Origin of the sequence: Thiolapillus sp. (genome assembly GCF_048562965.1) — a bacterium.
Lineage (GTDB): Bacteria > Pseudomonadota > Gammaproteobacteria > Chromatiales > Chromatiaceae > Thiolapillus > Thiolapillus brandeum_A.
The window spans coordinates 1-735 of sequence record NZ_JBHNMF010001272.1 but is presented as its reverse complement, the minus strand read 5'-3'; the positions used below and the strand labels follow the sequence as shown (position 1 = coordinate 735).

Annotated in this window: 1 protein-coding gene; it reads left to right on the top strand. The window is 53.9% G+C overall.

The window, feature by feature from the left end; all coding sequences use genetic code 11:
* Nucleotides 1-135 precede the first annotated feature (135 nt).
* A partial coding sequence (locus ACOCD2_RS23760) for a cation:proton antiporter (RefSeq protein ID WP_293650780.1) occupies nt 136-735 on the top strand: 600 nt, incomplete at its 3' end.

Here is a 735-nt window from a genome sequence, read left to right as displayed (position 1 = left end):
TGGTTTACACTCTGTATTCATAGGCCTCTTTGTTTTGTTGCTGGTAAGTGATTGGTAACCCTTACTTTATGCAACAAAAAGAGGCCTATTTCCAGTGGGGCGGTGAAATTTCCGGGCTAGCTGCAGCCTGGCGAGGTGATCAAACTGCTGGCAGAAATCGGTATCCTGCTGCTGCTGTTCGAAGTGGGACTGGAAACCGATATCCGCAAGCTCATGCGGACCGGGCGCAGCTCATCCATCGTTGCCTTTGGTGGTTTCCTCATTCCTTTCGTACTGGGATTCTTCCTCGCCCACCAGCTGTTTGATTTGTCGGTCCTGGTATCGCTGTTCATCGGAGGCGCACTGACGGCCACCAGCATCGGCATCACCATACGTGTGCTGACAGATCTGCACCAGCGCAACACACGGGAAGGTCAAATCGTGCTTGGTGCAGCCGTTCTCGATGATGTACTTGGTGTCGTACTGCTGGCACTGCTGTACGAATTTTCCATTGCCGGTGGTATTACCCTGGCCAACACCAGCAAGGTACTGGCGTTCATCGGCCTGTTTTTCATACTCGCGCCCATCGCCGCTAAGCTCATCTCCCTGCTGATAAAACACTTTGACGACATCAGTGACATCCCCTGCCTGATTCCCACGGCCATGGTGTCGCTGGTATTGCTGTTTGCATGGCTGGCACATGAAATGGGAGCTCCGGAACTGCTGGGCGGCTTTGCAGCCGGCCTGGCATTGTCG